General features: G+C 66.1%; 27 protein-coding genes. 9 read left to right on the top strand and 18 right to left on the bottom strand.

Translation table 11 applies throughout. The features are described 5' to 3' along the window. The first annotated feature begins 101 nt into the window (after window positions 1-101). Window positions 102-1,151, top strand: coding sequence for an AI-2E family transporter (locus POR01S_RS04220; RefSeq protein WP_027599490.1), 1,050 nt, complete (start codon window positions 102-104; stop codon window positions 1,149-1,151). Window positions 1,152-1,199: 48 nt separating this feature from the next. On the opposite strand, the gene POR01S_RS04225 is transcribed toward POR01S_RS04220, so the two are convergent. Next, on the bottom strand, window positions 1,200-2,069 hold the full coding sequence (locus POR01S_RS04225; RefSeq protein ID WP_007158461.1) for a MurR/RpiR family transcriptional regulator: 870 nt from the start codon (window positions 2,067-2,069) through the stop codon (window positions 1,200-1,202). Between the two features lie 164 nt (window positions 2,070-2,233). On the opposite strand from POR01S_RS04225, the gene zwf reads away from it, so the two are divergent. From zwf to rluB, 4 genes are all read left to right on the top strand, one after another. Continuing rightward, the gene (gene zwf, locus POR01S_RS04230; protein WP_042133974.1) at window positions 2,234-3,703 is read left to right on the top strand and encodes a glucose-6-phosphate dehydrogenase; all 1,470 of its coding nucleotides are present in this window, start codon (window positions 2,234-2,236) and stop codon (window positions 3,701-3,703) included. Continuing rightward, entirely contained in the window at window positions 3,690-4,400 is a 711-nt protein-coding gene (gene pgl, locus POR01S_RS04235) for a 6-phosphogluconolactonase (protein WP_042133977.1), read from the top strand. Before zwf ends, pgl begins: the two co-directional genes overlap by 14 nt. 20 nt (window positions 4,401-4,420) lie before the next feature. Continuing rightward, window positions 4,421-5,059, top strand: a complete 639-nt coding sequence (locus POR01S_RS04240; RefSeq protein WP_042134440.1) for a bifunctional 4-hydroxy-2-oxoglutarate aldolase/2-dehydro-3-deoxy-phosphogluconate aldolase — start codon at window positions 4,421-4,423, stop codon at window positions 5,057-5,059. Between the two features lie 293 nt (window positions 5,060-5,352). Beyond that, window positions 5,353-6,414 (top strand): 23S rRNA pseudouridine(2605) synthase RluB, encoded by a 1,062-nt coding sequence (rluB, locus tag POR01S_RS04245; RefSeq protein WP_042133979.1) that lies wholly within the window; start codon window positions 5,353-5,355, stop codon window positions 6,412-6,414. A gap of 30 nt (window positions 6,415-6,444) precedes the next feature. Here rluB and POR01S_RS04250 read toward each other — a convergent pair whose 3' ends face one another. From POR01S_RS04250 to POR01S_RS04270, 5 genes are all read right to left on the bottom strand, one after another. Continuing rightward, complete coding sequence (locus POR01S_RS04250) at window positions 6,445-7,368, bottom strand: GGDEF domain-containing protein (RefSeq protein ID WP_027599487.1); 924 nt, start codon at window positions 7,366-7,368, stop codon at window positions 6,445-6,447. A gap of 173 nt (window positions 7,369-7,541) precedes the next feature. After that, entirely contained in the window at window positions 7,542-8,543 is a 1,002-nt protein-coding gene (locus POR01S_RS04255) for an NADP-dependent oxidoreductase (RefSeq protein WP_007158455.1), read from the bottom strand. A 55-nt stretch (window positions 8,544-8,598) separates the two neighbouring features. Continuing rightward, on the bottom strand, window positions 8,599-9,786 hold the full coding sequence (locus POR01S_RS04260) for a benzoate/H(+) symporter BenE family transporter (RefSeq protein ID WP_042133983.1): 1,188 nt from the start codon (window positions 9,784-9,786) through the stop codon (window positions 8,599-8,601). A gap of 9 nt (window positions 9,787-9,795) precedes the next feature. Further along, complete coding sequence (locus POR01S_RS04265) at window positions 9,796-10,401, bottom strand: LysE family translocator (protein ID WP_042133985.1); 606 nt, start codon at window positions 10,399-10,401, stop codon at window positions 9,796-9,798. A gap of 88 nt (window positions 10,402-10,489) precedes the next feature. Beyond that, window positions 10,490-10,972, bottom strand: coding sequence for a MarR family winged helix-turn-helix transcriptional regulator (locus tag POR01S_RS04270; protein ID WP_027599483.1), 483 nt, complete (start codon window positions 10,970-10,972; stop codon window positions 10,490-10,492). An 80-nt stretch (window positions 10,973-11,052) separates the two neighbouring features. Between POR01S_RS04270 and POR01S_RS04275 the strand changes: the two genes are divergently transcribed. Together POR01S_RS04275 and POR01S_RS04280 are read left to right on the top strand one after the other, a co-directional pair. Continuing rightward, a complete protein-coding gene (locus POR01S_RS04275; protein WP_042133987.1) occupies window positions 11,053-12,222 on the top strand; it encodes an aminotransferase-like domain-containing protein in 1,170 nt (389 codons plus the stop codon). A gap of 1 nt (window position 12,223) precedes the next feature. Beyond that, a complete protein-coding gene (locus POR01S_RS04280; protein ID WP_042133989.1) occupies window positions 12,224-12,823 on the top strand; it encodes a glutathione S-transferase family protein in 600 nt (199 codons plus the stop codon). 46 nt (window positions 12,824-12,869) lie between these two features. On the opposite strand, the gene POR01S_RS04285 is transcribed toward POR01S_RS04280, so the two are convergent. The 3 genes from POR01S_RS04285 to POR01S_RS04295 form a co-directional block, all read right to left on the bottom strand. Next, the gene (locus POR01S_RS04285) at window positions 12,870-13,226 is read right to left on the bottom strand and encodes a hypothetical protein (RefSeq protein WP_042133991.1); all 357 of its coding nucleotides are present in this window, start codon (window positions 13,224-13,226) and stop codon (window positions 12,870-12,872) included. 405 nt (window positions 13,227-13,631) lie between these two features. Further along, on the bottom strand, window positions 13,632-14,531 hold the full coding sequence (locus POR01S_RS04290; protein WP_042133993.1) for a manganese catalase family protein: 900 nt from the start codon (window positions 14,529-14,531) through the stop codon (window positions 13,632-13,634). A 39-nt stretch (window positions 14,532-14,570) separates the two neighbouring features. Next, window positions 14,571-15,083, bottom strand: a complete 513-nt coding sequence (locus tag POR01S_RS04295; protein ID WP_007158447.1) for a ferritin-like domain-containing protein — start codon at window positions 15,081-15,083, stop codon at window positions 14,571-14,573. Window positions 15,084-15,435: 352 nt separating this feature from the next. Between POR01S_RS04295 and POR01S_RS04300 the strand changes: the two genes are divergently transcribed. After that, complete coding sequence (locus POR01S_RS04300; protein WP_255211791.1) at window positions 15,436-18,300, top strand: sensor domain-containing phosphodiesterase; 2,865 nt, start codon at window positions 15,436-15,438, stop codon at window positions 18,298-18,300. Here the strand turns inward: POR01S_RS04300 and rbsD are convergent. From rbsD to POR01S_RS04330, 6 genes are read right to left on the bottom strand one after another with little or no spacing between them, the layout of a single operon-like run. After that, complete coding sequence (gene rbsD, locus POR01S_RS04305; RefSeq protein ID WP_027599478.1) at window positions 18,297-18,701, bottom strand: D-ribose pyranase; 405 nt, start codon at window positions 18,699-18,701, stop codon at window positions 18,297-18,299. The two genes, POR01S_RS04300 and rbsD, sit on opposite strands and share 4 nt — an antisense overlap. Beyond that, complete coding sequence (rbsK, locus tag POR01S_RS04310; RefSeq protein ID WP_042133994.1) at window positions 18,698-19,606, bottom strand: ribokinase; 909 nt, start codon at window positions 19,604-19,606, stop codon at window positions 18,698-18,700. The genes rbsD and rbsK overlap by 4 nt, the downstream gene beginning before the upstream one ends. Then, entirely contained in the window at window positions 19,596-20,615 is a 1,020-nt protein-coding gene (locus tag POR01S_RS04315; RefSeq protein ID WP_042133996.1) for a LacI family DNA-binding transcriptional regulator, read from the bottom strand. Before POR01S_RS04315 ends, rbsK begins: the two co-directional genes overlap by 11 nt. Then, window positions 20,615-21,592: an ABC transporter permease gene (locus tag POR01S_RS04320; protein WP_042133998.1), complete on the bottom strand. Its 978-nt coding sequence runs from the start codon at window positions 21,590-21,592 to the stop codon at window positions 20,615-20,617. The genes POR01S_RS04315 and POR01S_RS04320 overlap by 1 nt, the downstream gene beginning before the upstream one ends. Beyond that, window positions 21,589-23,145: a sugar ABC transporter ATP-binding protein gene (locus POR01S_RS04325; protein ID WP_042134000.1), complete on the bottom strand. Its 1,557-nt coding sequence runs from the start codon at window positions 23,143-23,145 to the stop codon at window positions 21,589-21,591. The genes POR01S_RS04320 and POR01S_RS04325 overlap by 4 nt, the downstream gene beginning before the upstream one ends. A 16-nt stretch (window positions 23,146-23,161) precedes the next feature. Further along, complete coding sequence (locus POR01S_RS04330; RefSeq protein WP_007158440.1) at window positions 23,162-24,118, bottom strand: sugar ABC transporter substrate-binding protein; 957 nt, start codon at window positions 24,116-24,118, stop codon at window positions 23,162-23,164. A gap of 208 nt (window positions 24,119-24,326) precedes the next feature. Here POR01S_RS04330 and POR01S_RS04335 point away from each other — a divergent pair, with 208 nt between their 5' ends. Beyond that, entirely contained in the window at window positions 24,327-24,875 is a 549-nt protein-coding gene (locus tag POR01S_RS04335) for an adenine phosphoribosyltransferase (RefSeq protein WP_017640536.1), read from the top strand. Between the two features lie 126 nt (window positions 24,876-25,001). On the opposite strand, the gene POR01S_RS04340 is transcribed toward POR01S_RS04335, so the two are convergent. From POR01S_RS04340 to POR01S_RS04350, 3 genes are all read right to left on the bottom strand, one after another. Further along, window positions 25,002-25,307 carry a putative quinol monooxygenase gene (locus tag POR01S_RS04340; protein WP_042134004.1) on the bottom strand — a complete coding sequence of 102 codons (306 nt, stop codon included), beginning with the start codon at window positions 25,305-25,307 and terminating at the stop codon, window positions 25,002-25,004. A gap of 64 nt (window positions 25,308-25,371) precedes the next feature. After that, the gene (folE, locus tag POR01S_RS04345; protein WP_027599472.1) at window positions 25,372-25,920 is read right to left on the bottom strand and encodes a GTP cyclohydrolase I FolE; all 549 of its coding nucleotides are present in this window, start codon (window positions 25,918-25,920) and stop codon (window positions 25,372-25,374) included. Window positions 25,921-25,983: 63 nt separating this feature from the next. After that, window positions 25,984-26,538 carry a Smr/MutS family protein gene (locus POR01S_RS04350; RefSeq protein ID WP_027602225.1) on the bottom strand — a complete coding sequence of 185 codons (555 nt, stop codon included), beginning with the start codon at window positions 26,536-26,538 and terminating at the stop codon, window positions 25,984-25,986. Window positions 26,539-26,544 lie beyond the last annotated feature (6 nt).

Here is a 26,544-nt window from a genome sequence, read left to right on the forward strand (position 1 = left end):
GGCGCGCCTCTTCAGGTCGAGTTGGGGGTGCTCACGGGAACCCCACGGCTTCCGAGGCTCTAAGCAAGGCCTGTCATCCTTGTTTGGAATCGCGAAAGCCAATGAAAAGTGCTCGGCTGGAAAACAAGACGTTCCTGATCCTGCTGGTGGTGGTCTCACTGGCCTTCGTCTGGATCCTCACCCCGTTCCTGGGGGCGGTGTTCTGGGGCGCCATCCTCGCCATCCTGTTCGCCCCGCTGCAGCGCTGGTTCGTCCGCCGCTTCAACAACAGGCGCAACCTTGGGGCGCTCTGCACCCTGTTCGTAATCCTGCTCATCGTCATCCTGCCGGTGGTGTTCATCGCCATTTCCCTGGTCCAGGAAGGCTCGCTGCTCTATCAGCAGATCAGCAGCGGTCAGCTCAACTTCGGCCAGTACTACCAACAGATCTGGGGCGCCTTGCCGGATTCGGTACGCAGCGTCCTGCAGCGCTTTGGTGCCGGTGACCTGGACGGCATCCGCCAGAAGCTCTCCGCTGGTGCCATGCAGGGCAGCCAGTGGGTCGCCACCCAGGCCTTCAGCTTCGGGCAGGGCACCTTCCAGTTCCTGATCGGCTTCGGCGTGATGCTCTATCTGCTGTTCTTCCTGCTGCGCGACGGTTCGCAGCTGGTGGCGCTGATCCGCAAGGCCATTCCGCTGAGCGACATGCACAAGCGCAGCCTGATGGCCAAGTTCACCGCCGTGGTGCGCGCCACGGTCAAGGGCAACATCATCGTGGCCGTGGTGCAGGGCGCCTTGGGCGGCTTCATCCTCGGCGTACTGGGTGTGCAGGGCGCGGTGCTCTGGGGCACCCTGATGGCCTTCCTCTCGCTGCTGCCCGCGGTCGGCTCGGCGCTGATCTGGGTGCCGGTGGCCATCTACTTCCTGGCCACGGGAGCGGTGATCAAGGGCGTGATCCTGATCGTCTTCGCCGTGGTGGTGATCGGCCTGGTGGACAACCTGCTGCGCCCCATCCTGGTCGGCAAGGACACCAAGATGCCCGACTACGTGGTGCTGATCTCCACCATCGGCGGCATGTCGCTGTTCGGCCTCAACGGCTTCGTCATCGGCCCGCTGATCGCCGCGCTGTTCATGTCGACCTGGGACCTGTTCAGCCACCGCGACGATATTTGATGAGCGACGTGCTCCAGGGGACTGGAGCACACGAACGGGCAGGGCGCGTCAGCCTTGGTCGGGCTCCGAGGGATAGCGGGTCGCGACCAGACTTTCCTTTACCTTGCGCAGGTGCGGCTGGAAGTCCACGCCGCGCTTGAGCGTGACCCCGGTAGCCAGGATGTCCAGCACGGTGAGCTGGATGATCCGCGAGGTCATGGGCATGTAGATGTCGGTGTCTTCCGGCAGCGGAATGTCCAGGCTGTGGGTGCAGACCTTGGCCAGCGGGGTGTTGCTGGCGGTGAGGCCGAGCACCGAGGCGCCGTTGTCGCGGGCCAGCTTGGCCACGTCCACCAGTTCGCGGGTGCGGCCGGTGTAGGAGATGATCACGAAGAGATCGCCGGTCCTGGCGATGGAGGCGAGCATCCGCTGCATCAGCACGTCCGAATGCGCCGACACCGCCATGTTGAAGCGAAAGAACTTGTGCTGGGCGTCGAGGGCCACGGGCGCCGAGGCACCCAGGCCGAAGAAGTGGATCTGCCGCGCCTGGATCATCAGGTCGACCGCGCGATCCACGGTGCGGGCGTCCAGCCGCTGGCGGGCGCTGTCCAGCGAGGCGATGGTGCTGCTGAAGATCTTTTCCGCGTAGGCCTCGGGTTCGTCGTTGGCTTCCACCGCCTGGCTGACATAGACCGCGCCACTGGCGATGCTTTGCGCCAGCTGGATCTTCATTTCCGGATAGCCGCTCACGCCCAGGGAACGGCAGAAGCGGTTGACGGTGGGCTCGCTGACCTGGGCCGCCTGGGCCAGGGCGGCGATGGTGTAGCGGGTGGCCTGCCGGGGATTCTGCAGAATGACCTCGGCGACCTTGCGTTCTGCGCGGTTGAGTTCGCCGATACGGGTCTGGATGGTTTGCAGCAGGGTGCTGGCACGATCCATGAGAACTCCTAGTGGTTGTTGTGCCTCTATCCTAAGGCTATAAAAGGTGTGGGCCGGGCTTACCCTTGCGCCGTATTTTTTAATATAAAGACTACGCGAATCGCCCCGGCTCCCCTATGATGGTGCTGGAATATCTCAAACTTTAAGTAAAAGAACGAATATTTATGGCTGGCGTCCGAGTTCTACCCTGTACCCTGGCAATCTTCGGCGCATTGGGCGATCTGGCCCTGCGCAAACTTTTCCCTGCCCTGTATCAGCTGGATCGTGAAGGTCTGCTGCACGAGGATACCCGCATCATGGCGCTGGCGCGTGACCAGGGCGATGGGGTCAAGCAGCTGGAACACATCGAGGAGCGCCTGCGCCACTATGTGCCCAAGGCCGATTGGGACGAACCGGTATGGACCCGGATGCGTGGTCGTCTCGGCTATCGCGCCATCGATTTCCGCAATCGCGAAGACTATACGGGACTTGCCGAGGATGTGGGTGAGACGTCGCCGCTGATCGCCTATTTCGCCACCCCGGCGCTGGTCTACAGCGCCATCTGCGAGAACCTCGCCGCCGTCGGCCTGTGCGAGCGTACCCGGGTGGTGATGGAAAAGCCCATCGGCTACGACTTGGAATCCTCCAAGGTGGTCAACGATGCCGTGGCGCGTTTCTTTCCCGAAGACCGCGTCTATCGCATCGACCACTACCTGGGCAAGGAAACCGTCCAGAACCTCATCGCCCTGCGTTTCGCCAACAGCCTGTTCGAGACCCAGTGGAACCAGAACTACATCTCCCACGTGGAGATCACCGTGGCCGAGAAGGTCGGCATCGAGGGTCGCTGGGGCTACTTCGACCAGGCCGGCCAGCTGCGCGACATGGTGCAGAACCACCTGCTGCAACTGCTCTGCCTGACCGCCATGGATCCGCCGGCGGATCTTTCTGCCGACAGCATCCGCGACGAGAAGGTCAAGGTGCTCAAGGCGCTGGAGCCCATCACCGCCGACCAGCTCGCCAGCCGGGTGGTCTTGGGGCAGTACACCGCCGGCTACAGTGACGGCAAGCCGGTGCCGGGCTATCTGGAAGAGCCCAATTCCAACACCGAGAGCCGCACCGAGACCTTTGTCGCCATCCGCGCCGACATCCGCAACTGGCGCTGGTCCGGTGTGCCTTTCTATCTGCGCACCGGCAAGCGCATGCCGCAGAAGCTGTCGCAGATCGTCATCCATTTCAAGGAACCACCACACTACATCTTCGCCCCCGAGCAGCGCAGCCTGATCAGCAACCGTCTGATCATCCGCATCCAGCCGGACGAAGGCATCTCGCTGCAGGTAATGAGCAAGGATCAGGGCCTGCGCAAGGGCATGCAGCTGCGCAGCGGGCCGCTGCAGCTCAACTTCTCCGAGACCTTCAAGCACCTGCGCACGCCGGATGCCTATGAGCGACTGCTGCTGGAAGTCATGCAGGGCAACCAGTCGCTGTTCGTCCGCAAGGACGAGATCGAGGCGGCCTGGAAATGGTGCGACCAGCTGATGGATGGCTGGTCGAAGATGGGCGATTCGCCCAAGTCCTATGCCGCCGGCAGCTGGGGTCCGCTGACCTCCATCGCACTGATCGCACGAGACGGGAGATCCTGGTATGGCGACGTCTGATCTGGGGCAGGGCGTGACCCTGCGCGAACTGCCTGACCGCGACGCCCACGCCGCGGCGCTGGCCGAGACCGTTACCACCGCGCTGCGCGAAGCCCTGGCGGCCCGCGGCGAGGCGCTGCTGATCGTCTCCGGCGGTCGCAGTCCGGTGCCCTTTCTGGAGCGCCTGGCCCAGGCCGAGCTGGACTGGTCCAGGGTGTTGGTGACCCTGGCGGACGAGCGCTGGGTACCCGCTGACCATCCGGACAGCAATGCCGGTCTGCTGCGCAAGCACCTGTTCCAGGGGCCTGCCGCCGCGGCCGGCTTCGTCGACCTCTACAGCCCGGCCAGCTCCACGGAAGAGGGCATGGCCCTGACCGAAGCCCGGTTGCGCGACGCCCTGGCGACGCCCGATGTGCTGGTGCTGGGCATGGGTGACGACGCCCATACCGCCTCGCTGTTCCCCGGCAGTCCCGGCCTGGAAGAGGCCCTGGACCCGGCCAGCGAGCGCCTCAGCTTTCCCGGCGTGGCACCGTCCGCGCCCCAGACCCGCATCACTCTGAGCCGTGCCTACCTGAGCCGCGCGCGGCAACAGATCCTCGCCATCCAGGGCGCAGGCAAGCGACAGGTGCTGGAAACCGCTCTGGCCGAGGGCGACGAGCTGGCCACTCCGATCAAGGCGTTCCTGCGCGAACCCCTGGTCGTCTTTTGGTGCCCCTGACGAGGAGTTGAGTTTTGGACATGCAGAACAAGATCGCGACCCTAGATGCCCTGTGCGCCCGCGCGCGGATCCTCCCGGTGATCGTGATCAACGATCCCGCTGACGTGCTGCCGTTCGCCGACGCCATGGCTGCGGGGGGACTGACCGCCTTGGAAATCACCCTGAGATCGGCCCACGGGCTGGACGCGGTGCGCCTGCTGCGCCAGGAACGTCCCGAGCTGGATGTCGGTGTGGGCACCGTGCTGGACGTGCGGATGTTCGACGCCGCGGTCGAGGCCGGCGCCCAGTTCATCGTCACCCCGGGCACCACCGAGGAGATCCTCCAGGCCGGGGTATCGGCGCCCATCCCGCTGCTGCCCGGCATCGCCACGCCCTCGGAGATCATGCAGGCTTACCGCCTGGGTTATCGCCGCTTCAAGCTGTTTCCTGCCAACGTCTATGGCGGCGTGGATGCGCTCAAGGCCTTTGCCGGTCCCTTCGCCGAACTCAAGTTCTGCCCCACCGGCGGCGTCAACCCGGGCAACGTGAAGAACTACTTCCAGCAGCCCAACCTGCTGTGCGTCGGCGGCAGCTGGATGCTGCCCGGCGACGTGGTGAAGGCCAAGGACTGGAACCGCGTCGAGCAGCTGTGCCGCGACGCCCTGGCCACACTGGACTGACACTGCGGCCATCCGTCACCCGCCAGGCTAGTGCGGTGTCTCTGAAGTTCGCGCAAGAATTGGCGAGTGATTTTTTGGCTATGGCTAGGCGCCGGTACGAGTCATAGCAGGGCTATGGCGAGGAGTGGCAACGCCGCCATAGCCGAAAAAGCGCCGCCAAAATTGTGCAGTCAACTTCTGAGACACCACACTCGCTAGGCTGGCGCGAGCAGGGGCGCTATCATGCGCCCCTGTCTTTTTCCTGGCGCCCGTTCCGTGGCGCCTTTGTCGTCCACTACACCGGGAGGTGCCTGATGACCCTCGACAAGAATCCCCCAAACGAAATCCTCGAAGAAAGCGCACCCGCGCCGGCTGGCGAAAAGCTGCAGAAGGTGCTGTCGCGCCTGGGCGTCGGCTCTCGTCGCGACGTCGAGGCCTGGATCGGCGAAGGCCGCATCAAGGTCAACGGCGTGGTCGCGCCCCTGGGCCTGCGCGTCATGCCCAAGGACGCCATCGCGGTGGACGGTCGCCTGCTCAAGCGCGACCAGGCCGAGGAAGTGGTACGCCGCGTGCTGATCTATAACAAGCCCGAAGGCGAGATCTGCACCCGTGACGATCCCGAAGGCCGACCCACCGTCTTCGACCGCCTGCCCAAGCCCAAGCAGGGCCGCTGGATCAATGTCGGTCGCCTGGATATCAATACCACCGGCCTGCTGCTGTTCACCACCGATGGCGAACTGGCCAACCGGCTGATGCACCCGTCCTACCAGATGGACCGCGAGTACGCGGTACGGGTACGGGGCGAGGTGACCGAAGAGATGCTGCTGCGCCTGAAGAACGGGGTGATCCTCGAAGACGGCCCGGCGCGCTTCACCGATGTCCAGCAGGCGCCGGAAGGCGACGGCTTCAACCACTGGTTCCATTGCGTGGTGATGGAAGGCCGCAACCGCGAAGTCCGCAGGCTGTGGGAATCCCAGGGCCTGGTGGTGAGCCGGTTGAAGCGCGTACGTTTCGGTCCGGTGTTCATGACCAGCGATCTGCCGGTCGGGCGCTGGCGCGAGATGACCCAGGGGGAGATCGACATCCTCGCGGGCGAAGTCGGCCTGCCGCCGGTGGCGCTGCCGTCCATGGGCGGCAAGACTAAGGAAAAGCTCGAGCGTCAGCAGCGCAAGACGGCGCGGCCGATCGATGCCGGTCGGGGTTCGCGCAACAAGCTCAACAAGACGGGCAAGACCGGCAAGCCCCAGGGGTCGGCCGTGGCCGAGCGTCCCAGCGAAATGGGCCGCAAGCCGGTCAGCAAGGGCCGTACCTCGCCGGGCATCGCCCCGCGTCGTGGTCCCAGTGGCGGCGGTACCGGCAAGGGCGGTCGCCGCTAAGCAGAGAGGTCGCCTGGTCCCAGGCGACCGCTAGGCCAGGCTGCAGAATCGATTGCGGCCTTCGGCCTTGGCCTGATAGAGGGCGCGATCCGCGCGCAGCAGCAGGCAGCGCGGAGACTCGACGTCGCGCAGGGTCGCCAGGCCCAGGCTCAGGGTGACCGGTAACGGGATGGCACCGGCGGTCTCCGACTGGGCCTCCACCGCCGCTCTCAGGCGTTCCGCCACGATATGCGCCGCTTCATGGCCAGTGGCCGACAGCAGTACACAGAATTCCTCGCCGCCAAAGCGAAAGACCATGTCCATGCTTCTCAGGCTGTTGCCGAGGGTGCGGGCGGTCTGGCGCAGCACGTCGTCACCGACGCTGTGGCCGAATCTGTCGTTGATGCGCTTGAAGTGATCCAGGTCCAGCATCAGCAGCGACAGCGGCTGCTGGGTGCGGCGGGCGAGTTCCAGTTCCCGCACCAGGGCACGATCCAAGGCGCTGCGATTGCCGACACCGGTCAAGGCATCGCGCAGGGCGTTGTTCTGGGCCTCGCGGTAGAGCAGGGCGTTGCGCAGGGGAAACAGCAGGCTGCCGAGCAGGTATTCCAGCGCCCCGAGTTCGCTGTCCTGGAAGCGCTCCTGACGGTAGAAGGTCAGATCGCCCAGACGCAGGTCCCCCTGGCTCAGGTGATAGTGCACCTGATGACCCTGTTCTTCGCCCAGGCCGATGGCCACGTCTTCCGCGGCATGTCGGTAGGTGAGGCCGGGCAGGTCCACCAGGGTATCAACCTCCTGCCGGAAGAGTTGCAGGACCCGTTCGAGCTCCAGCGAGGTCTGCAGGACGCTGAGCAGCCGCTGACGCAGTGCGCCCAGCACAGCCGGATCGCTGTCGCGGGCGGGGGCGGCCAGGTTGGCGTTGCGCTGCTGGCGAGCGCGATCGAGATTGATGGTGTTGGACGAGGGCGGGACCATGCCTGTTCTCCTTGGCGGATAGTCCCTCTACAGCGAGAAGCGTGCCAGTCTTTCAGCGCCATTAAAATCAATGACTTAGGCGTATGGTGGCGATTGGCCGTCTGTAAGTTGACGCCTGAAGGCCAGGCGGGTCGCTTTCGCGACCCGCTCGTGACGACTTTCCGACGCGGGGCCTACACCTTGAGCACCAGCTTGCCGAAGTTCTCGCCGGAGAACAGCTTCATCAGGGTCTCGGGGAAGGTATCCAGACCTTCCACCACATGCTCGCGGGATTTGAGCTGGCCGTCGGCCAGCCAGATCGCCAACTGCTTCTGCGCCTCGGCATAGCGAGCGGCGTGATCGAGCACGATGAAGCCTTCCATGCGCGCGCGGTTGCTGAGCAGCGCCAGATAGTTCTGCGGGCCCTGCACCTTGTCGCTGTTGTACTGACTGATGGCGCCGCAGAGCACCACCCGTGCGCGGAAATTGATCTGCGCCAGCACCGCGTCGAGGGTCGGACCGCCGACGTTGTCGAAATAGACGTCGATACCGTTGGGGCACTCGCGCTGCAGGGCGGCCGCGAGGTCCGGTTCTGCCTTGTAGTCGATGGCGGCATCGAAGCCGAGCTCCTCGATCAGATAGCGGCATTTCTCCGCGCCACCGGCGATGCCCACCACATGGCAGGCCTTGAGCTTGCCGATCTGGCCGACCATGCTGCCCACCGCGCCGGCGGCGCCGGAGACCACGATGGTCTGGCCGGCCTTGGGCTCGCCGACCTCCAGCAGGCCGAAGTAGGCGGTCAGGCCGGTCATGCCGAGCACGGAAAGGTACTGGGGCAGGCTGGCCTTGCTGGGGTCCACCTTGTAGAAGCCCTGGGGCTCGCCCAGGTAATAGTCCTGGATGCCGAGCATGCCATTGACGGTATCGCCCACCTTGAAGTCCGGGTGGTTGGACGCCACCACCTCGCCGACGCCCAGGGCGCGAATGACCTCGCCGATGCCGATGGGCTTGATATAGGACTTGCCCTCGTTCATCCAGCCGCGCATGGCCGGGTCGAGGGACAGGTACAGATTCTTGATCAGCACCTGACCGGCGCCGGGTTCGCCGATCGGCTGCTCGACGCGCTCGAAGGTGTCGGCGGTGGGTTCGCCGGATGGGCGTTTGGCGAGCAGGAATTGGCGATTGGTACGGGACATGGTGTTCTCCTGACGGGAAGGATCCAGTTCCGACCCGTCAGGAGGGGCGCGGGTTCTAACGGCGGCGTGCGGTCAGTAGCAAACTGGCCAAAAGACCGGCGACCAGGCCCCAGAAGGCCGAGCCGATCCCGCCCAGGGTCAGGCCCGAGGCGGTGACCAGAAAGGTGATGAGTGCCGGTTCGCGCTGGCCGGGGTCGGCGAGGGCGCCGTGCAGGCCGTTCATGATGGAGCCGAGCAGCGCCAGGGCGGCTACCGAGATCACCAGTTCGCCTGGCAGCGAGGCGAACAGCGCTGCCAGGGTGGCGCCGAACAGCCCGGCGATGCCATAGAAGAGTCCGCACCAGACCGCCGCGGTATAGCGCTTGCTGGCGTCCTCATGGGCCTGGGGACCGGTGCAGATCGCCGCGCTGATGGCCGCCAGGTTGATGCCATGGGAGCCGAAGGGTGCCAGCAGCAGCGAGGCGAGGCCGGTGGTGGCGATCAGCGGCGAGGCCGGGACCGCGTAGCCATCGGTGCGCAGCACGGCGATACCGGGCATGTTCTGCGAAGCCATGGCCACCACGAACAGCGGGATGGCGATGCCGATGGTAGCGGCCAGGGAAAAGGTCGGGGTGGTCCATACCGGCACCGCCAGCTCCAGGCGCAGGCTGTGGAAGTCCAGCAGGCCCAGCCCGGCGGCCAGCAGCAGGCCAGCCACCAGGGCGACCAGCACGCAATAGCGCGGCCACAACCGCTTGGCCACCAGGTAGGCCAGGGCCATGCCCAGCACCAGCGCGGTCTGGTTCTGGACCGCGGTGCAGATCTCGATGCCGATGCGAAAGAGGATGCCGGCCAGCAGGGCGGCGGCCAGCGCCGGCGGGACCCGGCGCAGCAGGCGGTCGACGCTGCCGGTGATGCCGCAGAGGGCGAGCAGCACGGCGCACAGCACAAAGGCGCCGATGGCATCGCTGTAGGGCACCGATGGCAGGCTGGTGACCAGCAGCGCGGCGCCCGGGGTCGACCAGGCGATGACGATGGGGGTGCGGTACTTCAGCGACAGGCCGATGGTGGTCAGCGCCATGCCGATGGACAGTGCCCAGATCCAGGAGGAGATCTGTCCGCTGCTCAGGCCGGCATTCTGGCCGGCCTGGAACATCAGCACCAGGGAACTGGTGTAGCCCACCAGCATGGCGACGAAGCCGGCGACCACGGCGGCAGGCGAGGTATCGGCCAGCGGGGAAAGGCGTTGCGGAGCCGCGTGCATCGATAAACCTCAGTGATGGCCGAACAGGATGGGGTAGAGGGACAGCACCAGCAGCAGGGCCATGCTCCAGTTGAACAGCCGTAGCCGTGCCGGACTGCTGAGCAGACGGCGCAGGCCCATGCCGAACAGCGTCCAGAGGCTGACGCTGGGCAGGTTGATCAGGGCGAAGAGCAGGGCGACCAGCAGCAGGTTGGCGGTGAAGTTCTCGGCCGGAATATAGGCGGTGACCGCGCCGATGGCCATCACCCAGGCCTTGGGGTTCACCCACTGGAAGGCCGCCGCCTGGAAGAAGCCGAAGGGTTTGCCGCTGCCCGACTCCCGCGGTGTGGGGGCAGAAGCGGTAGCCAGCTTCCAGGCCAGATACAGCAGGTAGGCGCCGCCAATGACCCGCAAGGCGATCTGCAGCGGCGGATAGAGCACGAACAGCTGACCCAGGCCGAGGCCGGTGCAGATGACCAGCAGCATGTGGCCCAGGCTGATGCCGAACATGTGCGGCAGGGTCCGCCGAAAGCCGAAATTCACTCCCGACGCCAGCAGCATCATGTTGTTGGGGCCGGGCGTGGCGGAGGAGACGAAGGCGAAGAGCATGAAGGCGGAGAGCAGTTCGACGGTCATGAGAGGCATCTCTGGGCTTTGCGCCAGCTTAGCCAGGCCGCTCGGGCCGGTATCCGTACACCGAGGCCGCGAACCAGCGGTACAGTTTTCAGGAGTCGACCGAAGGGCTCGAACTGTCCTGGCTTTCGGTTTCGCTCTCCTGGCGACCGGCCAGGGCCTGATTGAACGCCAGCCAGCCCTCGGCCGCGTCCGCTCCCGCCGAAGCCAGCGCCGCCTGCACCAGGCGCATCTGTTCACGTCTCAGGGTCTGCTCCAGGGCGGCGCCACCCCGGGTCAGGGATAGCCGTCGCTTGCGCTTGTCCGCGGCATCCGTCTCCATGGCCACCAGTTGCATTTCCAGCAACTGCCGCAGCGGAATGTTCAACGCCTGCTTGCTGACGTTGAGCACCTCCAGCAGCGCCTTGTTGCTCAGGCCCGGCTCGCGCGCGATGAAGAACAGGATGCGCTGGTGGACCCGGCTCAGGCCGCGCCGCGCCAGCATGTCGTCGGCCTTGGCGGTGAACGCCTGGTACCCGAAGAAGAAGGTCTCCATGACCAGGCGCTGCTGGGAGGTCTGATTTAGGTCAAGCATATTGACTTGTCTTTCCGGAGTGGATTAGGGTCGGTCAAGTAGTTTGACTCATTACCAGGCCACGGGCCACAGGAGGGCAGATGGCATTTTCCGAACGGGTGACCCGACTCAAGAGCAGCCTGATCCGCGACATCCTGGCGGCGGCGCAGCGCCCGGAGGTGATGTCCTTCGCCGGAGGGCTGCCGGCCGAGCGCTGTCTGCCAGCGGTGGACTGGAGCACGATGCCGGCCGGCCTGGGTCAGTACGGCATGAGCGAGGGCGAGCCGGCGCTGCGCGAGGCCATCGCCGCCCAGGCCCGCGCCTATGGCCTGGACTGCACGGCGGACCAGGTGCTGGTGACCACGGGTTCGCAGCAGGCCCTGGATCTGATCGCCAAGCTCTATCTCGACGTCGGCACCCCGGTGCTGGTGGAGGGCCCGACCTACCTGGCGGCGCTGCAGAGCTTCCAGTTCTTTGGCGCCGAGTGCCTGGAGGTCAGTCTGACGCCGGAGGGCCTGGATCTGGAGGCCTTGCGCCTGCGCCTGGAAGAGCAACGCCCGGCCTTCGCCTATCTGATCCCGACCTTCCAGAATCCTTCCGGGGTGCGCTATTCCGCAGCCAACCGTGCGGCGGTGGCAGCCCTGCTGGACGAGTATGGCGTGACCCTGGTCGAGGACGAGCCCTATCGCGAACTCAGCTATGACGGCGCGCCGGCGCGACCGCTGTGCGGCCAACTCCGGCGCAGCGCCTGGATTCACACCGGCAGCCTGTCCAAGACGCTGCTGCCCGGCCTGCGCGTGGGCTACCTGATCGCCTCGCCTGAATTGCTCAAGCCCCTGCGCGCGCTCAAGCAGGCGGCCGATCTGCACACCTGCCGCATGAGCCAGTGGCAGGTGCTGCAATGGCTGGGTAGTGAGCGCTATGCCCAGCACCTGGAGGAGGTAAGGACCTTCTACCGTGAGCGTCGCGATGGCTTCGCGCGGGCGCTGACGCGACACTTCAGCGACATCGCCGACTGGCAGATTCCCCAGGGTGGACTGTTCTTCTGGTTACGGCTGAAAACGCCCCTGGATACCCGTACGCTGCTGGACGCTGCCCTGGCGCAGGACGTCGCCTTCATGCCGGGCGAGCCATTCTTCGCCGAACCGGATCGTCACCGCGGTCTGCTGCGGCTCAATTTCAGCCATGTGCTGCCCGAACGGCTGGATACGGGCCTTGCGCGCCTGGCCAGCGTGATCCGGGAAGCCACCCCCCATGACAAGGAGCTGTGAGATGTATCAGGTCTATGGCGATCGTCGTTCCGGCAACTGCTACAAGGTGGTGCTGATGCTGCACCTGCTCGGCCTGGAGTATCGCTGGCACGAGGTCGATATCCTCGCTGGCGAGACGCAGAGCGAAGCCTTTTTGGCGAAGAATCCCAATGGCAAGATTCCGGTGCTGGAGCTGGAAGACGGCACCTGCCTGTGGGAATCCAATGCCATCCTCAACTTCCTCGCCGACGGCACGCGCTTCTTGCCCAGCGAGCCGCGGCTGCGGACCCAGGTGCTGCAGTGGCAATTCTTCGAGCAGTACAGTCACGAACCCTATGTGGCGGTGGCGCGTTTCATCCAGTTCTACCAGGGGCTGCCGGCGGAGCGCCGGGAGGAGTACGAGGTCTGCCTGGTGCGCGGCTACAAGGCCTTGCGGGTGATGGAGCAGCAGTTGCAGCGCACGCCCTTCCTAGTCGGCGAGGACTACTCGATCGCCGATATCGCGCTCTATGCCTACACCCACGTCGCCCACGAAGGCGGCTTCAGCCTGGACGACTATCCGGCCATCCAGGCCTGGCTGGCGCGGGTAGCGGCGCAGCCGGGGCATATCGCCATCGGCTGAAACGCGAGCGGGGAGCCAAGGCTCCCCGCGGGACGCCCGGGCGTGATCAGCGAGCGCTGACCACGAATTGCCAGTACTGGTTGAGGCGGCGCTCGCCACCGTTGGCGGTCAGCAGCACGGAGGACGGCGGCTTGGTCTGCAGCTCCGGCAGGGATTTCATCAGCGTCAGCCAGTTGCTGTAGTAGGTCTGCAGGCAGCGGCGGGCGGTGCCGTTGTTCTGCAGGGAGGTGAGGGCCTTCTGGTAGGCCGGCTCGATCTGCGACAGTGCCTGGACGACACAGCTGTCGGTATCGGAGAAGCGAGCCGTATCGCCGATGCGGGTTCCGGCGATCACCGCCTTGTTCGCGCAGCTCTTGAAGGCGACCATGCTGGCCTGCTCGAACTGCAGGGCATCCTGGTCCATGGCGAAAACGGGTGCGCTGCAGACAGCGGCTGCAACAAGGGCTAAGGCGTAAGCGTGGCGTTTCATGGTGGCGTCCCTGGCTACGTCATACAACGTGATGGCATCAATGCACAGCGGCAGACTGCACCGCCGGGCAAATGTTCAGCGCGAAAGGCGGCAAAGCGCCATCAGGTGAATTCCACCAGACCGACGGTAGTGAGACCTATGAACAGGGCGGTCAGGGCGACCATGGCGAACGCCAGGAGATAATCTTCCATCAGGGCTTTCCCTACTACGATGACGGCAGTAGGACCGATGGCAATTGGCCAGGTTCGTGCGGAAGCGCAGCGCGCGCAAGCGGGCCGACGAAAGGTCATCGGGCCGAGGGGAGGGCGACGACGCCCGATGGGCGCCGTCGCCTAGACATCACTCTTCCAGACGGTTCTTGTCGAGTTGCTTGGCCAGGCCGGCGCCCAGATCGGCACCCGTTACCGGTGCAGCATTCGGATCCGACATGGTGCGGGTCGCGAGCTGTTCGACCGCCTTGGCCTGCATCGGCGGCAGCTTGACGCTGGCCAGGCCGTCGCCGCCGTCCACGGCGGGGCTGGGCTGTTCCACGAACTCCCAGTCCTGACCCTGATTCCAGGGACCGCGCATATCGCCTTCGCCTTGCGACATGTTGTAGTAGACGCTGGCGAATTCCGGCCGCGGTGGCATCTTGCCCTGGGGGAAGTTGGGCTGGATGGAGTGCAGCGCGTTCTCGAAAGACTTCTGGTGCGCGATCTCGCGGGTCATCAGAAAGCTCAGGGTGTCCTTGATGCCGGCATCGTCGGTGACGTTGATCAGGCGCTCGTAGACGATCTTGGCCCGGGCCTCGGCGGCGATGTTGGATCGCAGGTCGATGGTCGGCTCGCCGACGGTGTCGATGTAGGCCGCGGTCCAGGGCACCCCGCCCGAGTTGATCAGTTGCGGGCCGCCACCGTAGAGGATCTGGGTGAGGTGGGAATCATTGCCGGCACCGGTCAGGGAGCGGTACATGTCCGCTTCTTCCTGGGTCTTTTCCGCCAGGTCGCCCTTGGCGCCCTTGTTCAGCATGGCGATCATCGAACCGATGACTTCCAGGTGGCTGAGTTCTTCGGTGGCGATGTCGAACAGCATGTCCTTGCGGCCCGGGTCGAGTTCGGCTATCGCCTGGGTGAAGTAGCGCATGGCGGCGGCGAGTTCGCCTTGGGGACCGCCGAATTGCTCCAGCATCAGGTTGGCGAGACCGGGATTGGGTTCGGACACGCGCACGGTGTATTGCAGTCGCTTGTTATGGACGAACATGTAACCTCCAGGGGCTAGTCACGGTATAACTCGGGCGTTTCAGCGCTTCGCGGTCAGATCGGGGTCGGCGGAGCGTTCCAGGAAGGCGCGGGTGGTGGCGGGCAGGTCTTCCAGCAGCCAGGCCGCCATGGCCTTCTCCTGTTCGAGGATGCGTTCGCAGGCCTGCTGCGTTTCGCTGTCGCCGATCTCGGCAGCGGCCGCGATCAGCGTGGTGTAGGTGGCGATTTCGATGTTCTCGAAGACATAGCCGGCGATGGCCCCCTTGATGACCTCATCGCTCATGGGTGCGCCGCCGATGGCCTGGCCCAGCGCCATCAACTTGCCGCCCATGTCCTTGAGGGTCGAGGGGCTGCTGCCGTGACGGCTCAGGCAGCCTTCGATCACCTGCCGCTGTTCCTGGGTCTCGCGGATGTGCTGCTCGATACGCTGGCGCAACTGCGGATAGTGCTCCAGGCGCGCGGCCTGGGCGGAGAGCATCTTCTCGGCCTGTTCCTCCATGGCATGGGCATCGCGCAGCCAATCGATGAGGTTGTCTTGCTTGGAAGCGGTCATGGAAAACTCCTGCTCGTGGAGAGTGGCGACAACGGGCTGCAGCGCCCCGCCAGATTGCGTTCTGTCTGCTTATTAGTGGCCCTGGCCTAGCCAGAGATTCGGCTCATGGTGGCCTTTCGGATCGATGGGGAAGCCCTGGGCTTTTTGTTTTACAAGCCCAGCGGCAGAGGATTGTCTGGAACGCCGAGTTGTTGGACAGGCGCCTGTCGGCTGTACAACTCTTGTATTAGCCAAATAGCGTCTTTAGTCATATCTTTGCCGTTCACCCCCTCGAGCAAACCGTTCATTCCGTACTTGCCGAAGCCAGGGACATCTGTGTCAGGATCCGGCGAATGCATGGGAAGGAGTCAGCATGAAAGGGGCTGAGGAACAGCTGCCAGGCGTAGGCCCGGTCAGGCCGCCGGAGGCACGCTGGCCGGATCCGAATGTGCCGGGGCTGGAGCCGGACGAGATCATCGCGCAACTGCGGGCGTCGGCTGCGGGCGCTGACTGGGCCTGGTACCAGCGCCGTGGCCACTGGTCTTGCATGGCCACCGGAAATGACGCCGGTGGCTGGCCGGAATTGCTCGACGACGAGGAACTGGCGCTACTGTCCGCCCAGACCTCGCTCCGCTGCTATCCCACCGGCAGTGGCCCGACCCCGCTGGGCTGGTTGCTCGCCCGTCCCGATGGCCGTACCGATTTCGCCGCCCTGGCCCTGAGATTCGGCTTCGTACTGCAGCGCCTGCAGTTGCAGCGGGCCCAGGCCATCCAGCAGGTGCTCTACGACATCACTTACCTGGCCAGTTCGACCCTGGATCGCCAGCTGTTCATGCAGCGCACGCACGAACTGCTGGTCTCGCTGATCGATGCCGAAAATTTTTTCCTGGCGCTGCAGGATGCCGATTCGGACCAGATCCACTATCCCTATTATTTCGACCAGCGCGACGAGAGTCCCCCCGAGCCCGGCTCCTTCGAGCTGCTGGATCGCGAGCGGCCCTGCCTGACCGCCTATGTGCTCATGCACGGGACACCGCTGCTGCTGCCCAAGGAAGCCATTGAAGCGGCGCAGGTGTCAGGGCCCTACTATTGCCAGGGCTCGGTCCCCGAGTTCTGGATGGGCATCCCGCTCAAGGATGGCGCCGACCGGACCTTCGGGGTACTCAGCCTGCAGGTCTATGATCGCGAGCGCCGCTACGGACCCGAGGACCAGGCGCTGTTCCAGGTCATCGCCCGTGACGTGGCCATGGCCCTGGATCGCATCCTCCGGCGCGAATCGCTGGAGGCCACCGTGGGCCAGCGCACCCAGGAGCTGTCGGAGGTCAATGCCCGGCTGCGCGAGCAGATCGCCGAGCGCGAACGCGCCGAGCAGTTGCAGGCGGCGCTGTTCCGCATCGCCGAGCTGTCCAGCGCCAGCACCGACATGCCGGAATTACTGGGGGGGCTGCACCGCGTCGTCGGCGAGTTGCTCTATGCCCACAACTTCTACATCGCCCTCTACGACGACGCCTCGGGCGAGGTGAGCTTTCCCTATTTCGCCGATGAGCGCCGTGCCGCGGCCCCCGTCGCCCGGCGCGGCAGCCGCGGCTATACCGAATACACCATCCGGCAACGGCGGCCCTGCATCATCGATCGGCACAAGGCCCGCCTGCTCATCGAGCGCGGCGAGATCACCCCGGTCGAGGGCACCCCGGAAGCCTGTTCCTGGCTGGGCATCCCGCTCTATGACGGCAAGCAGGTGCGCGGCGTACTGGCGGTGCAGAGCTATCGCGAAGACGTCCGTTACAGCCAGCGCGACCAGGAGCTGCTGACCTTCGTCTCGCGCCACATCGATACCGCCTTGTCCCGGCGCAGCGCTGCGGAAGCCATCCAGCAGTCGCGCCAGGCCCTGGAGGTCAGGGTGCAGGAGCGCACCCGGGCCCTGGATGCGGCCAATGCCCGACTGCTGTACGAGAACAATCACGATGCCCTGACCCGGCTGCCCAATCGCAGCTTCTTGCAGCAGCGCCTGGGCGAACTCTGGACGGCGCTGGAGCGCGACGGCGCCGGCCTGGCGGTGATGTTTCTCGACCTGGACAGGTTCAAGCGCATCAACGACCAGTTCGGCCATCCCTTCGGCGATCTGCTGCTGGTGGCGGCGGGGGAGCGGCTGTCCGGCTGCCTGCGGGAGACCGACCTGCTGGCGCGGCTGGGGGGCGACGAATTCGCCATCCTGGTGCCCGGTGGCGGCCTGGATTCGCCGGTGGCCATCGCCCAGCGCATCATCGACGCCTTCGATCGCCCGCTGGTGATCGACGACCACAGTCTGTTCGCCTCCTGCAGCATCGGCATCGTGGTGGCCGATCCCAGTCTGCATCGCCAGCCGGATGACCTGCTGCGCGATGCCGACACGGCCATGTACCGGGTCAAGCAGGGCGGCCGCGACAACTTCGCGGTGTTCAACCAGGAACTGCGCCAGGTGGTGTCCGACCAGGTGGTGCGCGAAGGCGCGCTGCGCAAGGCGCTGAAGAACGGCAACGAACTGGAGCCCTTCTTCCAGCCGATCATCGAGGTCGGCACCGGTCGCGTGGCGGCGCTGGAGGCGCTGATCCGCTGGCGACAGCCCGATGGCAGCGTGCTGGCGCCGGGGGCCTTTCTCCCCGAGCTGGAAGGCCTGCGCCTGATCGGGCGGCTGGATACCTACATGCTGACGCGCATCGCCGCCACCCTGGCCGAGCCCGCCCAGGCCCACTGGCCGGTGGTGCACGTCAATTGCTCCAGCTACAGCATCGTGCAGCCGGAATTCGCCGACGAGGTGCTGAGCATCCTCGCCGCGTACGGCGTGGCGCCGTCACGGATCTGCCTGGAATTGACCGAAGGGGCCCTGGTCGCCGAGCCCGAGCGTGCCAAGGCGGCCATGGAGGCCCTGGATCGCCACGGGGTCTCGGTGGTGCTGGACGATTTCGGCGCGGGCTTCTCGTCGCTGGGCTATGTCCACGAATACCGCTTTCGCGGCCTCAAGATCGACAAGTCCTTTGTGCTGCGCCTGGGCGACAGCACGCGCAGTGTCGCCATCGTCCGCGCCATCGTGCGCATGGCCGAGTCGCTGGGCCTGGATGTGGTCGCCGAGGGCGTCGAGGACGCCCAGGCACTGCAACTGCTCAAGGACATGGGCGCCCGCCATGCCCAGGGCTATCTGTTCGCCCGGCCGCTGGACCTGCAGGCGACCCGGCAGCTGCTGGGCAGGGCCGCCGGCTAGAAGGTGACGCCGGCCACCAGGATCAGGTTGGTGTAGGGCTGGCACTCGCCGGTACGGATCTGCACCCGCGCCTGGCGACACAGCGTCTTCATCTCGTCATGGGAAACCAGGCGGCGGCTGCCCAGGGCGCCGTCGGCGTTGAGACGCTCCAGTTCGGCCAGGGCCGGGGGCTGGACCTCGAGGGTTTCCTCGGCGAGCAGGTGACTTTCCACCTGCATCTCGCTGAGCAGCGCCTGCACCACACTGAGGAAATCCGGGACGCCCGGGGTCACGGCCAGATCGACCAGGGGCGTGCCCGGCGGCACCGGCATGCCGGCGTCACCGATGACCACCAGGTCGCCGTGGCCGAGACTGGCGACGGCCTGGGACAGGGCGATGTTGAGCAGAGCGGTCTTCTTCACCGGGCGAGCTCCTGGCGGGTGGGGATGGAGGGCTGGGCGCCCGGACGGGTGACGGCGATGGCGGCGGCCTGCTGGCCGAGGGCGATGGCCGCCGAGACGCTCAGACCCTCCGCCAGGCCGGCGGCGAAGCCACCCAGGAAGGTGTCTCCGGCTGCCGTGGTATCCACCGGCTTGACCGGGGTGGCCGGATGGTGCTGGCAGCCGTCGGCGGAGACCTGCAACAGGCCCTGCCCGCCCAGGGTCAGCAGTACCTGACGGGCGCCGGCGGCGACCAGTTGGCGCGCAGCGGCTTCGGCCTGCTCCAGATTTTCCACCGGCAGGCCGGTCAGCAGGCTGGCTTCGCTTTCGTTGGGCACCAGGTAGTCGATATGGGCGTACCACTCGGCCGGCAGCGGACCGGTGGCCGGCGCCGGATTGAGGATCACCGTCTTGCCCAGTGCATGGGCGCGGGCGAGGGCGTCGCCCACGGTGGCCAGCGGCACTTCCAGCTGGGCGATCACCAGCTTGGCCTGGTCGAGCACGCGTTCCTGGGCCTGCAGATGAGCGGCGGACAGTTCGCCGTTGCCTCCGGCGACGATGACGATGGCGTTCTGGCCCTGGTCGTCCACCAGGATGGAGGCGATGCCGGTGGGCACCTCGGCCGCCACCGAGACGCCCTGGCAGTCGATGCCCTCCTGGAGCAGGCTGCGGGTGAGGAAGTCGCCATAGGGATCGGCGCCGACGCAGCCGATCATGGCGACCCGGGCGCCCAGGCGCGCGGCCGCCACGGCCTGGTTGGCGCCCTTGCCGCCGGGTGCGGTGGTGAAGGTATGGCCGGCGAGGGTCTCGCCGCCCTTGGGCAGGCGCGGGGTGCGCACCACCAGGTCCATGTTCAGGCTGCCGATGACGACGACGTCAGGGTGCATGGGAGGTCTCCAGAGCAGAGGGCGCCGCGGTGGATTCGCGCAGCACCAGCCGGGGTACGGCGATGTCGTGGGTGGAAGGGCTGCCGACCGTCTCGCGGCGCGCCAGCAGCAGCTGGGCGGCGCGTTCGCCGAGGTCACGGATCGACTGGCCGATGGTGGTCAGGGCCGGGTAGAGATAGCGGCTGAGTTCGATGTCGTCGAAGCCCACTACGGACAGCTGGCCGGGGACGCTCAGGCCCCGTTCGGCGGCGGCGCGCAGCACGCCCAGGGCGATGGTGTCATTGCCGGCGAAGATCGCGGTGGGGCGCTCCGTCCGGGCCAGCAATTCGCGGGCCGCAGCATGGCCGGCGGCGGCGGTGAAGGGGCAGCGCTGGATGGCGCCAGGGGCGATACCGGCCTCCGCCAGGGCCTGCTGGTAGCCGGTGATGCGCTCGCTGGCGACGGGAGAGTCGGCCGGGCCGCCGATGCAGGCGATGCGCCGATGACCGAGGTCCAGCAGGTGGCGGGTGGCGAGCAGGCCGCCCTGGTGGTGATCGATGCGGATATGCGCGGCCTGGACGCCATCCAGCGGGCGGTCGGCCAGCACCAGCGGGATGCGCAGGCCGGCGAGGGCGCGGGCGAAGCGCGGATCACCGTCCACGGTGGCGACCACCAGACCGTCGATCCGGCGCTCCTTGAGCACCCGCAGATAGCGCAGCTGCTTGTCGGCGTCGTCATCGGAATTGCAGAGGATGACGCTGTAGCCCTGGCGTTCGCAGTGATCCTCGATCCCCCGCGCCAGCTCGGCGAAGTAGGGGTTGACCGCATTGGGCACCAGCACGCCGAAGGTGCCGGTGGCGCGACTGCGCAGGGAGCGCGCCACGCCGCTGGGCACGTAGCCCAGTTCGGCGATGGCCGCCTCGACCTTTTCCCGCACGCCCGGACTGACCGGGCGGCTGTTGTTCACCACATGGGAGACGGTGGTGTAGGAGATGCCGGCGCGGGCGGCGACATCCTTGATGGTCGCCATCAGCCCTTGCTCTTGGCGCGCTGGCTACGGTAGGTGTCGAGGATCACGGCGACCACGATGACCGCGCCGGTGATGATGCGCTTGGTCGGCTCGCTGGCGCCGATCTGGGCCAGGCCCGCGGCCAGCACCGAGATGATCAGTACGCCGAAGAAGGTGCTGATGACCGAGCCGCGACCGCCCATGAGGCTGGTCCCGCCGATCACCACGGCGGCGATCACCTGCAGCTCCAGGCCGACGCCGGCATTGGGATCGGCGGCTTCCAGGCGGGATATCTGGAACAGCGCGGCGAGGCCCGCCAGCAGGCCCATGATGGCGAAGACGATGACCTTGTAGGGCTTGGGATTGATCCCGGCCAGGCGCACCGCTTCCTCGTTGGTGCCGATGGCGATCAGGTAGCGCCCGAGCACCGAGCGGGTCAGCAGCAACTGGGCGACCACGATCACCAGCAGGGCGATGACGAAGGAGGGCGAGATGCCGAAGGCGAAGGGCGTCGACAGCCAGGCATAGGCATCGCCGATGTAGGCGGTGCGCGAATCGGTCAACTGGTAGGCCGCGCCGCGGGCCATTTCCAGCACGCCCAGGGAGACGATGAAGGAAGGGATGCGCCAGGCCACGGTCACGCTGCCGGTGAGGGTGCCGGTCAGGGCCGCGCAGAGCATGCCCAGGGCGGCGGCGGGCAGAATGCCCCAGCCCCATTCCAGGGTGGCGACGCTTACCACGGCGGCGGCCAGGGCCACTACCGAACCCACCGAGAGGTCGATGCCGCCGATGATCAGGATGAAGGTCATCCCGGTCGCCAGCACCATCAGATCGGGGATCTGGTTGGCCAGGGTGGTGAAGGTGGCATAGGAGAGAAAGTGACTGCTCATCAGGGAGAACAGCACGATCATGGCCAGCAGGGCGGCGGCCAGGCCGACGTAGGTGCCCAGGCCCAGGCCGAAGGCGCGCCGGGAGGAGGTGACGGGAAGACTGCTCATCGAATGGCTTCCTGAGAAAGGGGTTGCGGCGGGACAGGTTCTTCCAGCAGGGCTTCGCGGGAGCGATAGCCGGCGAAGGCGGCGGCCAGCAGCCGCTCCTGATCCCAGTCATGGCGTTCGAAGGTGGCTTCCAGGCGGCCGGCGGAGATCACGCCGATGCGATCGCAGATCAGCATCAGCTCGCGCAGATCGCTGGAGACCACGACCAGGGCCTTGCCCTGGCGGGTGAGTTCGGCCAGCAGGCCATAGATCTCGAACTTGGCGCCGACGTCGATGCCGCGCGTGGGTTCGTCGAACAGCAGCACCTGGCAGTCGCGTTCGAGCCAGCGGCCGATGACCACCTTCTGCTGGTTGCCCCCGGAAAGTTCGCCCACGGGCTGGCTGCCGTCGTTGCAGCGGATGCGCATGCCCTTGATATGACGCTCGGCCAGGGCGGCTTCACGGGCGCCGCTGACCAGGCCCTGCTGAGCGACCTTGGCCATGTTGCCCAGGGCCAGGTTGGCGCTGATGGGCTGGCTGAGCAGCAGGCCTTCGCCCTTGCGGTCCTCGGTGATCAGGGCGATGCCCTGGCGTACCACCTTGGCCGGCGAGGCCAGGTCGACCGGTTTGCCGGCCAGGTGAACCGCGCCGGAGTCGGCGCGATCGGCACCGAAGATCAGCCGCAGCAGTTCGGTCCGTCCGGCGCCGATCAGCCCGGAGATGCCATAGATCTCCCCGGCGCGGACGCTGAAGGAGACGTCCTGGACCTTGTCGGCGCGCGACAGGCCCTTGACCTCCAGCAGCGGCGGCCCGAACCGGCGCTCGCCCATGTCCAGGTGCTCGCCGAGATCGCGGCCGACCATGAGGCTGACGATCTGGTCGGTGCCGTACTCCGCCATGGGCGCATCGGCTACCAGGCGGCCATCGCGCAGCACCACCAGTTGCTGGGCGATACGCTTGAGTTCTTCCAGGCGATGGGAGATGTAGACCAGGGCCACGCCCCGGGCGCGCAACCGCTCGATCTGCTCGAACAGCAGCTCCACCTCGCGCGAGGTGAGCATGGCGGTGGGCTCGTCGAGGATCAGCACCCGGCAATCGCCGATCAGGTTGCGGGCGATTTCCACCATCTGCTGGTGACCCACGCCCAGTTCGGCGATGGGGGTATCCGGATCGATGGACTCCAGGCCGACCTGGGCCATGGCCAGCCGCGCCTGTTCGCGCAGCTGGCGGCGGTCGATCCAGCCCAGCCGCCGGGGCAGGCGGTCGAGAAAGAGATTTTCCGCCACGGTGAGGGTGGGCAGCAGATTGAGCTCCTGCATGACCATCCGTACCCCCTGGGCTTCCGCCTCACGGCGGCTGCCCGGGGCATAGGGTCGGCCGAGAAAGCTCAGCTCGCCGGTGGTGGGTTGCACCAGGCCACAGAGGATCTTGGACAGGGTGCTCTTGCCGGCGCCGTTTTCTCCAGTGAGCGCCAGCACCTGGCCGGCGCGCAATTCCAGGTCCACGCCGCCGAGTACCGGCTGTGCATAGATCTTGCCGATGCCACGGGCGCTGAGGATGACCTCGGACGACATGGGGGCTCTCCTCGGATCAGGGCTGGGTGACGAGTTCGACCGGGGTCTCGATCACGCCGTCCTTGGCACCGGTGGGCTCGCCCTTGACCAGCTTGAGCGCGGCTTCGATCCCGAACACGGCCTGCTTGGCAGCGAACTGGTCGGCGGTAGCGAGGACCCGACCGTCCTTGAGCATCGGGTGGATGGCCTTGATGTTGTCGTAGCCGACGATCTGCACCTGGCCTTTCTTGCCGGCCGCTCGCACGGCGGAGACGGCGCCCAGCGCCATGCTGTCGTTGCCGGCCAGCAGGGCCTTCAGGTCAGGGTATTCGTTGAGCATGGCCGCGGCGACGGCGTTGCCCTTGTCGATTTCCCAGTTGCCGGATTGCACGCCGACGATCTTCATGCCGGCCGCTTCCATGGCGTCCTTGAAGCCTGCGGTGCGCTGCTGGGCGTTGGTGGTGGTGGAGACGCCCTCGATGATGCCGACCTGGTCACCCTGCTTGAGCTGCTTGGCCAGGTACTCGCCCACCAGGCGCGCGCCCTTGCGGTTGTCGGGACCGACGAAGGGGATGTCCAGGGACTTGGACTTGAGCACCTCGGGATCCAGGCGATTGTCGATGTTGACCACCTTGATGCCGGCGTCGCTGGCCTTCTTCAGTACCGGAACCAGCGCCTTGGAGTCGGCCGGAGCGATGACCAGGGCGTCGACCTTGGACACGATCATCTGCTCGACGATACGGATCTGGCTGGAGGTGTCGGTCTCGTCCTTGATCCCGTTGGAGATCAGGTCGAAATCGGCGGAATGGTCTTTCTGGTAGGTCTTGGCGCCGTCTTCCATGGTCAGGAAGAATTCGTTGGCCAGGGACTTCATGACCAGCGCGACCTTGGGCTTTTCGGCGGCCGTGGCGTGACTGGCGGCGAGCGGCAGGATCAGCGAAGCGGAGGTGAGAGCGATAGCCGCCAGCAGGCGGGCAGGGCGAAAGGCCAGCATAGGGGAATCTCCGAATTCTTATGGTTCTTGTGGTCGCGCAAACGTTTGCGCGAAAGCGAGAATGTCCGCTTCGTTGGTAGCTGTCAACGGAAGTCACTACATGAATCGATTCAGCGCCAGGGGACGGCAGGTTGGCCCCGGCCCTGTAGCCCCCGGTATACTGTGCAATCGTGTTCAACCAGGCGCCCGGCGCCCGAGAGTCTTTGCCATGTCCTTTTCCGAATCCGCCCTGAAATCCCTCATCCGCGCCGTGCCCGATTTTCCCAAGCCGGGGGTGATCTTTCGGGACATCACGCCGCTGTTCCAGTCGCCCGAAGGCCTGCGCGCCGTCATGGCGGAGTTGCTGGAGCGCTATCGTTCGGCGTCCTTCACCCATGTCGGGGCGCTGGATGCCCGCGGATTCCTCATCGGCCCGATCCTGGCCTATGAACTGGGCAAGCCGCTGGTGCTGTTCCGCAAGCAGGGCAAGCTGCCGGCCGAGTTGCTGACCGAGGTCTACAGCACCGAATACGGCGACTCCGTGATCGAGGTGCACAAGGACAGCGTCGGCGCCGGCGATTCGGTGCTGCTGGTCGACGACCTCATCGCCACCGGCGGCACCCTGGTCGCCGCCGGCAACCTGATCCGCCGCCTGGGCGCCGAGGTCCACGAGGCCGCCGCCATCGTCGACCTGCCCGAACTGGGCGGCTCCAAGCGCCTGGAAGCCGCCGGCATCCCCACCTTCGCCCTGACGAGCTTTGCGCTGTCGGAGTATTGATGAGGTCACGCGACAGCTGACTTAGCTTTATCGCGGCCATGGGCCGCTCCTACAAAAGCATCACCCCCTGTAGGAGCGGCCGCATCGGCGGACCGCCATGGCCGCGATAGGACGTTGTAAGCCGTATCAAGGCGTGCCAGCCGGTCTTCTCGGCTCCAGTGGATACAGGTCCACCTCGTCCGCCAGCTTGGGCAGCTCGTCGAGAAAGGCGAGGGTATGGGGCTGGTTGAAGTGGTCGTCCTGGGCGGCGACCGAGGCCCAGCGGGTCTGGATCACCCAGAGGTCGCCATCCTCGCTGCCCTGGAACACCCGGTAGTCCAGGCAGCCTGCGTCGGTCACCGCCACGGCGGCGAGATCGAGCAGATGGGCGCCCAGCGCCTGGGAGCGTTGGGGCTGGGCCCTGAGCAGGGTGAGGCTGTGGACGTCCGGCATGGCGTTGAGGTCTCCTGAAGGTTCGGGAATTCGACCCTCCAGGATGGCGGACGTCGCAGCCGACTCAGCGATTGATCAGGCTGAGAAATTCGGCGCGGGTGGCGTCGCTGGCGCGGAACTGGCCGAGCATCACCGAGGTGACCATGGAGGAATTCTGCTTCTCCACGCCGCGCATCATCATGCACATGTGCTGCGCCTCGATGACCACCGCGACCCCGGCGGCACCGGTGACCTGTTCGATGGCCTCGGCGATCTGCCGGGTCATGTTTTCCTGGATCTGCAGCCGGCGGGCGAACATGTCGACGATGCGCGCCACCTTGGACAGGCCGAGCACCTTGCCCTTGGGCATGTAGGCGACGTGGGCCTTGCCGATGAAGGGCAGCATGTGGTGCTCGCACAGGGAGTACAGCTCGATGTTCTTGACCAGCACCATCTCGCTGTTGTCGGAAGTGAAGAGCGCCTCGCCCACCACCTCTTCCAGCGTCTGGTTGTAGCCACGGCAGAGGTACTGCATGGCCTTGGCCGCGCGCTTGGGCGTGTCCACCAGCCCCTCCCGGCCGATGTCTTCGCCGAGTCCGGTCAGGATCGAGGAGTAGTGCTGTTCGAGAGACATTTGGGTTCCTGTTTGTCGATAAGGAGGTTGGCGCTCGGATGAGACGTCACCCGAGTCGCGGAGTCACTCGTCGCGACCTTCGAGCATGGTGCGCTTGAGCAAGACATAAAGCGAGCCGGTACCGCCGTGGCGGGGCAGGCAGGAGGTGAAGCCCAGCACCTGGGGATGCTGGCGCAGCCAGGTGTTGACGTGGCTCTTGATCAGCGGACGGCGCCCGTCCAGGCGCGCGGCCTTGCCATGGGTGATGCGCACGCAGCGGATTTCCAGGCGGGTGGCCTCGGCGAGAAAGTCCCAGAGGGTTTCCCGGGCCTTCTCCACGGTCATGCCGTGCAGGTCCAGGCTACCCTCGAAGGGGATCTGGCCGCCCTTGAGGCGGCGCAGCTGGGTGTCCTGGACACCGTCGCGACCCCAGTAAAGTTCGTCCTCGGCGCCCACATCGATGACGAAGGCATCGCTCAGGCCATCGACCCGGGTAGCGGTCGTGGTCCTGGTCGCATCGGCACGGCGCTGGGCGACCTGGCCAAGGTCGGCGCGCGGTTTGCCGGTGTCGGCGCGATCCTGCTTGAGCGGACGGATCCCGCGGGTGAAGTCGGCGAAAGAGGCATCGTCGTCGTGCATGGCGTT

It is taken from the genome of Pseudomonas oryzihabitans NBRC 102199 (assembly GCF_000730625.1).
GTDB classification, from domain to species: domain Bacteria; phylum Pseudomonadota; class Gammaproteobacteria; order Pseudomonadales; family Pseudomonadaceae; genus Chryseomonas; species Chryseomonas oryzihabitans.